Annotated in this window: 7 protein-coding genes; 4 read left to right on the forward strand and 3 right to left on the reverse strand. The window is 43.2% G+C overall.

What is annotated here, in order from left to right; all coding sequences use genetic code 11:
* Positions 1–276: 276 nt before the first annotated feature.
* Positions 277–729, reverse strand: coding sequence for a helix-turn-helix domain-containing protein (locus F6K52_RS23805; protein WP_293083681.1), 453 nt, complete (start codon positions 727–729; stop codon positions 277–279).
* Positions 730–2,568: 1,839 nt separating this feature from the next.
* Between F6K52_RS23805 and F6K52_RS23810 the strand changes: the two genes are divergently transcribed.
* On the forward strand, positions 2,569–3,666 hold the full coding sequence (locus F6K52_RS23810) for a sulfotransferase (RefSeq protein WP_293083684.1): 1,098 nt from the start codon (positions 2,569–2,571) through the stop codon (positions 3,664–3,666).
* Between the two features lie 116 nt (positions 3,667–3,782).
* Here F6K52_RS23810 and F6K52_RS23815 read toward each other — a convergent pair whose 3' ends face one another.
* A complete protein-coding gene (locus tag F6K52_RS23815; RefSeq protein ID WP_293083687.1) occupies positions 3,783–5,348 on the reverse strand; it encodes an NAD(P)H-quinone oxidoreductase subunit N in 1,566 nt (521 codons plus the stop codon).
* Positions 5,349–5,900: 552 nt separating this feature from the next.
* Here F6K52_RS23815 and F6K52_RS23820 point away from each other — a divergent pair.
* The 3 genes from F6K52_RS23820 (at position 5,901) to F6K52_RS23830 (ending at position 10,407) form a co-directional block, all read left to right on the forward strand.
* Positions 5,901–6,041: a hypothetical protein gene (locus F6K52_RS23820; protein ID WP_293083690.1), complete on the forward strand. Its 141-nt coding sequence runs from the start codon at positions 5,901–5,903 to the stop codon at positions 6,039–6,041.
* Positions 6,042–6,087: 46 nt separating this feature from the next.
* A complete protein-coding gene (gene topA, locus F6K52_RS23825; protein WP_293083693.1) occupies positions 6,088–8,766 on the forward strand; it encodes a type I DNA topoisomerase in 2,679 nt (892 codons plus the stop codon).
* A gap of 90 nt (positions 8,767–8,856) precedes the next feature.
* The gene (locus F6K52_RS23830; protein ID WP_293083696.1) at positions 8,857–10,407 is read left to right on the forward strand and encodes a tetratricopeptide repeat protein; all 1,551 of its coding nucleotides are present in this window, start codon (positions 8,857–8,859) and stop codon (positions 10,405–10,407) included.
* A 210-nt stretch (positions 10,408–10,617) separates the two neighbouring features.
* Here the strand turns inward: F6K52_RS23830 and F6K52_RS23835 are convergent, their stop codons facing one another.
* A complete protein-coding gene (locus F6K52_RS23835; RefSeq protein ID WP_293083699.1) occupies positions 10,618–11,028 on the reverse strand; it encodes a DoxX family protein in 411 nt (136 codons plus the stop codon).
* Positions 11,029–11,289: the final 261 nt, after the last annotated feature.

The following is an 11,289-nucleotide window of genomic DNA, read 5'->3' on the forward strand; positions in this document are numbered from 1 at the left end:
ACAGAATAGACTCCTTTACAACACCATCGTCCAGGTCTTGTAAATAGGAATTTTCTGTTAGTGAAAGCCTGGGTTGTTGGTCAATGGAGCATTAACATTATTTTGGAATTAAGAATTAAGAATTGAGAATTGAGAATTAAGAATTGAGAATTGAGAATTGAGAATTAAGAATTCACCATTATGTATTCTGCATTCTGCATTCTTCATTCTTCATTCTTCATTCGGCATTCTGACAGACAACCTTCGCGAAAAGGCGACGCTACGCGAAAAACCCGATTACCGACTGGCAGGCAAACTGCCACCGATGAAGTGGACATCACTGAAGGTTTCAATCCATAGACGAGCGCCACAAGGCAGTGGATTATCTGGCTGATAGGTAATTCGACAAGGACCGAGGATTTCGACCTGGTTGCCATATAAATTGTTGCCACTTCGTTTTACTGAAATCACTGGTTTGCGTTCTTCCGGGCGTTTGTGGATATTCGAGCCAATGTGATTGCGGTTGACATTAATCTTGGCTAGAGCCGGAGGACGACTGGTACGCCATTTGCCTTTTGGTCCTCTAGTGCCTTTAATGATTTGAGGCATATTGTTGAACAGAGGAATAATCCAGAATTTACCACTTTTATAAGCACCCCGGACGCGACCCTTCTCTAGGAGTTGTCGCAATCGTCTCGAAGAGATTCCTAGGAGAGATGCCGCTTCGGTAGTACAAACGCACTTGTTCATAAGTTTCTTTCCCTAAACTATTCCGATAGTTGTATTATAAAGGAAAAACAAGGATTAAGACAACCCCTGATTAAGGAAAAGGAGAAGGAATAGCAGCTAAATAAACTTTCGTCTGATGATCAAGGACTAATTATCATCTAAGAAAATGGCCACGCTAGTGTTCGCGAAGCACCGATCTAGTAGCGCAATCGTTACTTTAAGTGCGATCGCGTTGCTGCAACCCTATAGGGAATTTAATAATTAGATGGGGAAAGCGCACCTTTGAATAAAATCAGCTGACCACTGACCACTGTTGGCGTAGCGTGGCCTACGGCCAACGGCTGTTGGCGAAGCACCGATCTAGTAGGGCATATGCTTTAATTTGATGCTGTGTGATTTGATTTAGGCTATGCTGTTGCTGATCAGCTTTTTTTAGCCTTTGAGAGTATTTAGTTTATCGAACTATAAAAGGGTCTAGCTACTAACCCAGTTAAGTATTTTGCTGCACCGCAAAGTGGTTATTAATATAGTAATGATTATCATAGTGATGACGCAAAACACTGATTTTTCCTGTTGCCTGTTCCCTAAAATCCTAGACTTGTGTACCTAACCTATTTGAGTAATGCTACGCGCTTTTGTATTTGAGATGTAAACCTAGGATATATTTTTTTATTGTACAATAAAACTGTAGAGTGCTTGCCCCTTTTGCTTTTTGCCTGTTGTGTCAAAGCCTTTGGCGGCAACAACAAGTGTGTTTAGAACCTAGATACAAACGCTCTATAGTCATTAGTCATCATAACTATGAATGAATTTAGTCATTTTACTAGTGACCTAGTGACCTACTTACCCACTCAGCACTCAGCCTTTTGCTTTGCTATTGATTTAAGTTACTTAAGTGTGATATTGTTCAAATTATGTATATTAATTTTTCTCTATTAAAATTATATTAACCATGACAACCAAATTATATAATAATTTGCTTACTTTTTCAGAATTATTCAGTTATTTTGATGAAAATTTAAGCAAATTTAAGTCTTAAGGCTGATATATCATAATTTGGCTTGACAATGTAAAAACTTAGTAAATATACTGTTAAGCGGAAAAACCATTTGGTGTATTTCATCATCAGGGAGCAATTAGACTGTCAAACGACTTCAGAATTGTGATTTTAGGATGATTAATTACCTGATCAGTTAGGAATTATGACGTCTATTGTCATAAGTTATAGTTTATTGATAGTTCTGAAATCGCACAGAACAACGAGTTTGGTTATCCCTGGATAAATCAGGCTCTTGAATTCCGTGCTTTCAGCAATTCTGAATAATTTCAATAAAAGCGCGATGCCTCAGGTGCTATCAGGGCTAATTAAATTCGCCTTTAGGGGACAGCCACCGGGTTTAAAAGGTGCGTTCAGGTAGTGTCTCTATCATGAGGATCGCGGCGTTGGGCACACATACCCAAAACCATTAGGGACTGCATCAAGAGAGGGTAGCATCTTAAGTAGCATCTTAAAAAGATTCAACGGCACAGAGAAATCCTAAACGTTTGGCAAATAAACTAAAAATCAGACAGTCCTGGTGCAGACTTTATCATAAATCAGCTGCTGTAATTTCTTTTTGAGCCACAGTTACTAGATTAGGGCTATCTATTAGGGTTGGAATTAGATAGTCAAAAGCTAATAGTGAGTTCCGTTGAATAATTCTCAGTATTAGGTGCTCATTAATTGTTAATTGCTAATTAGTAATTAACAATTATTAATTTAAAATTAACTCAAGCTTATCAAGCCTAGTATAAGTGATCAAATTCTTAACGTGATAGGAAAGATCAGCTAAGCCAGCTGAATTGTATCAGGTTGCTCTATTGAGCAAACTCAAAAATAAACTCTACCGTCATCGACACATTATGGAATCTTTGTCTCAACAAAATCAGCCACTTTTTGTTTTTGGGATGGAACGTTCTGGAACAACGCTCTTGCGGTTAATGCTGACCGCTCATCCTAATTTTTGTATTCCTCCTGAAAGTCTATTTTTTGTTAATCTGGAGCCCAAATACGGTTCATCCCAAGACTTAAGCAATCAAATCGATAACTTCTTGACAGATATCTACGGTGATCCAAGGTTTCGGGAGTGGAACGTTGACCGAGAGAAGTTGCGACAAAATTTGACAGCTCAGAAACCACTTAATTATTCAACAGCTGTCGCCACAGTTTATCAAACCTATGTACAGCAGTTTGATGGTCAAGCGGGTTGTTGGGGAGATAAAAATCCTTGGAACATCTATCATATTGATACCATTCTCAAGTATTTCCCTAATGCCAGATTAATTCTAATTATCCGAGATCTCAGAGCAATCTATGCTTCCCTAAAAAGAAATGAGAAAAAATTTGCCAAGACTTGGAAGGGAGCCTGTATCGCTAATGTGGTAGCAACAACCCAACAATGGCAAAATTTATTCGAAGTCATTAAAAACTATCAAAATGACGAGCGGTTTCATATCCTCTTCTACGAAGACTTAGTCACAAATCCACAAGAAGAACTCCAGGGAGTTTGTAATTGGCTCGGGGTACCCTTTAGCCAATCAATGCTGGAGTTTAACCAAAAAAATGCTCAAAAAAAATTGGTACCAACCCGCGAGCTAGGATGGCACGCCAAGACCTTTCAACCGGTTAGTAGCGATCGCATTGAGGCTTGGAAACACGAACTTAGCGATTCAGAACTAGCAGTCTTGGAGATTCTGAATTATAAAACCATGCTCCATCTAGGCTATGACTGTATTCCTAAAACGTGGCAAGTTCAAAGGTTACTCAAGTTCTACGCAGATTATTCTCAGTACATCTATTGGAGACTGTCTAAAGCTAATCTTCAACGAGTTATAGGGAAAATTCGTGAGGGTTTAGCAAGTCTAAAGACACTCCAATTATCCTTGACCAGAAAATTATCCCAAAACTCAATCCAATGAGGTTGAAATGAGTAGAAAAGCCTGACTTTACGGTCAGGCTTTTCTACTCAAGCTAATATATTAGGTGCGCCCCTTCCTGTAGGATAGGGCGCTTCGGGTCTATGGATCTGAGCGCCTTAATTATCAGCACTCATCAATGAAACCTGATGGCCTTGAGACAGCTGAGTACTAATCACGGCCTGTTGCAGTATGGGGGTATTAACAACAGAATCATTGGCCAAAGAAAACAGGGGATTGGACAAAATTCCTGCCAGGGATGTCGCAATTAACGACATCACTAAACCGACCTGTAACGGACGCATACCGGGTAAACTCCAGCGAATTTCGGGATAATTCTTCACCACATCCGACATTTCTTGAGGTTCCTTCACTACCATCATCTTGACCACACGGATGTAGTAGTAAATCGAAACCACACTAGTTAGCAAACCTATCAACACTAAAGTATACAATCCTGCTTGCCAACCAGCCCAGAATAAATAGATTTTACCAAAGAATCCAGCAAAGGGTGGAATACCACCTAAAGAGAGCAAACAAACACTTAAAACCAAAGTCAACAGTGGATCCTTGTGATAAAGACCAGCATACTCACTAATTTGGTCAGTACCAGTGCGTAGGGTAAACAGAATGACACAAGCGAAAGCCCCTAAGTTCATAAACAAGTACACCAGCATGTAGAAAATCATGCTAGCGTAACCGGCTTGGGTTCCAGCAATTAGACCAATCATCACAAACCCAGCCTGACCAATAGAGGAATAGGCTAGCATCCGTTTCATGCTCGATTGAGTTAGGGCAACCACGTTACCCAAAATCATACTTAGGATAGTTAAAGCAGTGAAGACAAAATGCCACTGATCGCTTAACAATGGGAAAGCAGTGATCAGTAGACGAATCGCTAGAGCAAAGCCAGCGGCTTTAGAACCAACTGAGAGAAACGCTACCACTGGCGTGGGAGAACCCTCGTAAACATCAGGAGTCCATTGGTGGAAAGGAACTGCTGAGATTTTAAAAGCAATACCAGCGATCGCAAACACCAAGGCAATCAGAAGACCTAGGGATTGACCGGATTCTAGGTCAGCAACGCCAAGAGCGATCGCACTCAACTGCGTTTGTCCCCCAGACAACCCATATAATAGGGAGACACCATACAAAAATACGGCTGAACTGGCTGCTCCAATCAGCAAATATTTCAAAGCGGCCTCATTGGAACGGGGGTCACGCTTCATGTAACCCGTCATCAGGTAGGAGGAAATACTGAGGGTTTCAAGGGATATAAAAATCGTGACCAGCTCTGTCGCCCCGGACAGGAGCATCCCTCCTAAAGTAGCCGTGAGCAAAATGCCAATAAATTCTGCCAAGGATGTACCCGACTGCTGCACATAACGAATTGACATCAAAATCGTTGACACAGTCGATAGGGCAATGATGCCACGAAATGCCACACTCAGGGTGTCACCATTAAATTCCCCAAAGAAGGCGATGGGATTTGCAGCATCCCATTGGAAGTACAGGGCAACTATGGCAGCAAGTAGACCCCCAATGGCTACATAGGAAATAGTTTGAGCAGACTTTTTCCCAGCAATCAGGTCAATGATTAACACTAGCAAGAGGGTAATAACTACAATTCCCTCTGGCAAAATTACCCCAGCATTCAACTGGGCGGCAAGATTGGCAAAATCCATAGGCTTTAATGATATGATCTATGGTTATTTGAGTATCCAGATTAACTTTCTTATCATATCGGTGATTGTGGCTAGTTGGGCAAAAGGCTTGTATACCTTGGAGATTGGACAAACTAGAATTCCGTATTTATGCCGTTTCACTGTCCTCTGTGCCACGGTAAGGTGAGACTAGCTGTGTCCTAAACCGCAGCAATGTTACTTTTGAAGCCAACGAACTAATTGTTTACAAATCTTTAAGCAGCAGTCAGAGGAATTGGGATAGGGGTGTACTTAGGGTTTTAACGGTGCTCTATTGGTTAGCCATCACTACATCAGCTATTCGTGGGTTACCTCTAGGTAAAGATTATTTCTAGCACAATCCGAAAAAGTAGGGAGTACTCCTGAAGCGCATATATATAAGTATAAGTAACCCTCAAATTTCCGTACCTATGGTCAAGTTGGCTCACTCCTTTTCCGACACAGTTGCTCCTTGTTCGTGTTAGCCTGCGACACAAGTGGCGTACTGTAGAAATTAATAGGCAAGCTTATACTGCGATCAGGGGGTTCTACTTAATGCTGGAAAACTATGCTGGAAAACTATGCTGGAAAACTATGCTGGAAAAGCATGCTGGAAAACCCTACCCACACTCAGTAGGGAGGAAGCAAATTACTGGCTTACTCCCTAGACCTTTGACAAAGACCTTTGAGAAATAGTATTTAAATTAGACTATTCAACACCGCCGCTATTGTTGAAACTCCGATGACAACCCTTGTAATTGTCGAATCTCCTACTAAAGCTCGCACCATTCGGAACTACTTACCTTCTAGTTACCAGGTCGAAGCATCCATGGGTCACGTCCGTGATTTACCTCAATCAGCTAGTGAAATCCCCGAAAAATACAAGGGGGAAAAGTGGGCTAAGTTTGGGGTGAATGTGGAAGCTGACTTTGAACCGCTTTACCTGGTGCCTAAAGACAAGAAACAGGTTGTCCAACAGCTCAAAGCAGCTCTGAAAGATTCTGATGAACTGATTTTGGCTACGGATGAAGACCGAGAAGGGGAGAGTATTAGTTGGCATTTGTTACAAATCTTAAAGCCCAAAGTGCCAACTAAGCGGATGGTATTTCATGAAATCACTAAGGATGCTATTCAAAATGCCCTACAAAACTGCCGTGAGATCGATGATCAGGTGGTAAGAGCTCAGGAAACAAGGCGGATTCTTGACCGACTCGTGGGCTACACCCTCTCACCGCTGCTGTGGAAAAAAGTGGCTTGGGGCTTATCAGCTGGTCGGGTACAGTCTGTAGCAGTGCGGGTGTTGGTGAATCGAGAACGGCAACGCCGTGCCTTCCGCAAGGGCAGCTATTGGGATTTGAAAGGGATTCTAGAAGCAGGAAGTTCCTTTGACGCTAAGCTAGTAACCCTGGATAAGGTTAAAATTGCTACCGGTAGTGATTTCGATGCCAATACAGGTGACATTACCGCAGGTAGGCAAGTCAAATTGTTGAGTGAACTGGAGGCTAAAGCACTCAAAGACAACCTGTACGATAAAGTCTGGACAGTTACTGATTTACAAGAACGACCTGTTACTCGCAAACCCTCACCCCCCTTTACTACCTCCACCCTGCAACAGGAGGCAAACCGGAAACTGGGACTATCGGCTCGTGATACGATGCGGACTGCCCAAAGTCTGTATGAAAAGGGTTTCATTACCTATATGCGTACAGACTCAGTACATTTGTCTGAACAAGCGATCACAGCAGCCCGTAGCTGCGTTGAACAAAAATACGGGGTAGAGTACCTTAGCCCCAAACCAAGGAAGTATACCACCAAGAGCAAAGGAGCTCAAGAAGCTCACGAAGCCATTCGTCCAGCAGGGAGTACATTCAAAACTTCTCAGGAAACCGGATTAAGCGATCGCGAATTTAAAGTCTATGACCTGATTTGGAAGCGTACCGTTGCTTGTCAAATGGCGGATGCTCGACAAACTCAAATTGTGGTTGATTTGCAAGTGGAAAATGCCGGATTTCGGGCTACTGGTAAGCGCATTGACTTTCCAGGTTATCTAAGGGCTTATGTGGAAGGGTCTGATGACCCCAACGCTGCTCTAGAAAACCAGGAAGTGATTCTGCCAGCTTTGAAAGTGGGGGATCATCCTAACTGCAGAGAACTCGAAGCTATCGGTCACGAAACCCAACCCCCAGCCCGTTACACGGAAGCTACCTTGGTCAAAACCTTGGAACAAGAGGGGATTGGTCGTCCCAGTACCTACGCTAGTATTATTGGTACTATCATTGACCGAGGCTATGCTCAGAAACTGAAAAATGCCCTTGCTCCCACCTTTACGGCATTTGCGGTTACTAATTTGCTCGAACAAAACTTCCCCGACTTGGTGGACACGAGCTTCACGGCCAAAATGGAGCGCACCTTAGATGACATTGCCAATGGGGCAGCGCACTGGCTTCCTTACCTGCAGAACTTTTATTTGGGAGAAAAGGGTCTCGACAACCAAGTCAAGGAAAGGATTAATGAGATTGACCCCATTGTTGCCCGTACTGTTGAACTCGAAGACCTTGATGCTAGAGTCCGGATCGGGAAATTTGGTCCCTATGTCGAAGTGGAAAATGGCAATGGTGTATTTACTGCTTCGATTCCCCAAGACCTCACCCCAGCTGAACTAAACATTGAGCAGGTTCACGTACTGATTCAGCAGAAAATGGAGGGGCCAGAGAAATTGGGACTACACCCGGAAACTGGTGAACCAATTTATATCCTCAATGGCAATTATGGTCCCTATCTACAGCTAGGTGACGTAACAGAGGATAAGAAGAAAAAACCCAAACGTGTCTCCTTGCCTAAGGGGGTAAAGAAGGAAGATGTACACCTAGACATGGCTGTTGGTCTCCTAGCACTCCCCCGCCTTCTCGGTCCTCATCCGGAAACAGGCAAACCCATCAAAACCGCAATCGGACGCTTTGGTCCTTATGTTGTCCATGACCAAGGGAAGGAGGGCAAAGATTACCGCTCCCTTAAAGGTGAGGATGACGTCTTGACAATTAGCCTAGACCGTGCATTAGAGCTCCTGGCACAACCTAAGAAAACAAGGGGCGGTTCTCGCAGCAAGACTAAAAAACCCTTACGGGAACTAGGGGTTCATCCTCAGGATGGGGAGCCAGTCAATATCTATCAGGGTCCCTATGGGATATATGTCAACCATGGCAAAGTTAATGCTTCTCTGCCAGAGGGAAAATCCATGGAGGAGTTAACCTTAGAAACTGCCTTGGAACTGATCGCAGCTAAGGCGTCATCGGGTAAATCTGGTCGCAAGTCCAGTAAATCAACTACTTCCACCAAAAAGAAAACCTCTGGGAAATCCACCAAGAAGACTACTAAGAAAACAAAAGATGATGAACAAGAGGCTCAGTTAGAGAGTGAATAAGTATTTGTACTTGCTGACAAACTGATTCAACTCAGGATATATAATAAGGTGTGACAACACAATTGTCAAGTGGAAATTAGGAAGTTTGAATTGAAGCAAAAACTCTTATCCTTTATTAATGTTCCTTCATCCTTCCTGCTGACCACTGCCTCTTTACTCATTTCTCTGACATTCCCCCTTTCGCCTATTCTTGCTCAAGACGAAACTAGTCTTGAGCAAACTAGTCTTGACGAAACTAGTCTTGAGCAAACTAGTCTTGACGAAACTAGCCTTGAGCAAACTAGTCTTGAGCAAACTAGCCTTGAGCAAACTAGTCTTGACCAAGTCACTCCACCCCAGCAGCTCTATGTTAAAGGTCGCCAACAGTTAAGTACAGGTCAATTACAAGAGGCTTTAGAGAGCTTCCAGAAGTACCTAGAACTTAAACGAAACATTGGCGATCGCTATCAAGAAGGAGTAGCGCTATATTTTATTGGGTGGGTTCATGATGAACTTGGTCAATATCAATTAGCAAGGTCGTTCTTTGAGCAATCCTTAGCAATTGATCGAGAATTAGGCGATCGCACCGGGGAAGGGAGTACTCTTAATAATCTGGGGTTAACGTATTCCAACTTAGGGGACGATCAAAAGTCCCTAGAATTCTATCAACAAGCCTTAGCCATCTACCGAGAAGTGAGCAATCGTGGCTACGAAGGCAGGACTCTCCATAATTTGGGGAATATATACTATAAGCTCGGTCAGGACAACCAGTCCCTGGATTCCTACCAGCAAGCTCTCGATATCTATCGAGAAATACTGGATAATTCCCAAAACAATTCTCTAGTGTCACAGGCAGACCAAGGAACACTGCTCAATAGCCTAGGGTTGGTTCACCACCGTCTAGGCAACCACGAACAGGAACAGTTGTCCTATCAGCAAGCCTTGACTATTGCCAAGGAAGTAAGCGATCGCATTTCCATGGGAATGCTTCTGAATAATTTAGGTATCGCTTACCATCGCCTGGGAAAGTACCAACAAGCATTAGAATTCCACCAACAAGCCTTAGTGATTCATCGGGAAGTGGGTTCATTAGCTGGGGAAGCATTTACCTTTAGGGCTATTGGTGCTGCACTGGCGGCACAAAACCAGCCAGAACTCGCCATTATTTTTCATAAGCAAGCAGTCAATGTATATCAGTCCCTGGGGCAAGATGTCACTAAACTGTCTCAGGAAAAACTGTCTGAGGAGCAAAAGCAGTCCTATAAACTCAACTTGGATAATGCCTATCTGAGTTTATCTGAGTTGCTTCAGCAACAAAAACGGGTGCAGTCGGCGCAACTGGTGCTAAATTTATTCCCAGTGCCAGAGCAAAAAGACGATTTGTCTAATCAAGACAAGACTCAAACTAGGGTTCACGAAAAAATACCATACTTACCTGAAGAGGAGCAAATCAAAGCAGGCTATGAAGCGATTTTGCAGCAGCAGCTTTCCCTGAGGGAACAACTCAATCAACTGATTACTATTCCGATAGCAGAAAGAACTCCTGTTCAGCAAGACCGTATTCTTGAGTTTAGGCAAAAGGAGCAGCAGCTGACCCAGGAATTTCTGCAATTCCTCAACAGTTCTAAGGTTAAGAAGCTAGTAACACAGTTGAGGGAATAGAGTGTGGGGAGAGGGCGTAGTGTGGGGAGAGAGGGGAGAGCACAAGAGTGTGGGGAGAGGGAAGAATTAGTTTGGGATTAATTTGGTATCTTTAAATACTTTTTTTCTGATGATCTTGATGGATTCCCTCATCTCCCAATTTCCCCATCTCCCCATCTGCGCATCTGCCCATCTCCCTAAAACCCAGATCGATCTAAGATTCTCCGCTAGTCATACTTTAAATGGCAAGAGGAACCGGATTCGATCCCAGAGACTGCGGTTATCAAAGCTAACTGGTCCTGATCCAAAGGTTGCTACCATCAATAATCCACCGATTAGTCCTAGATTCTTCATAAATTGAATTTCTTGCATTTGGTTAGAGAAATCTGTGTGAAAAATCAAGGTGGTGGGAATTAAAAATCCAATTAGCGCTAATGCTCCCCAACGAGCTTTATAGCCCAGTAATACCGATAATCCACCCCCCAACAGTATAATGATGGTGGGAATAATCAGTACACCAGGAACCCCTTTGGATTCCATAAATTGTTGAGTATAGGTTGGGTTCAATAATTTATCGATACCAGATTTAAGAAAAATAGCACAAAGGCATATCCGCCCTAGGAGTGGAATGTATTTTTTCATAATTTCCAGGTTTTTTGATCAGCGCTATAACGCTATATTATAGGAAATGGAAAAGCTGAAGCTAAGCTATCAGCTATCAGCTATCAGCTATCAGCTATCAGCTATCAGCTATCAGCGAACAGCGATTAGCGCTACGCGCACGCGTGCGCGTTCAGCTATCAGCCTTCATTATCGAAGCTGGGGAGATCGGGAGATGGGGTAGACTCAGCAGATGGGGTAGACTCCCTCACGGTAACCTCCTCTACTTGGGACGGTTCACTC

Origin of the sequence: Moorena sp. SIO3H5 (assembly GCF_010692395.1) — a bacterium.
In the GTDB taxonomy this organism is placed as follows: Bacteria; Cyanobacteriota; Cyanobacteriia; order Cyanobacteriales; family Coleofasciculaceae; genus Moorena.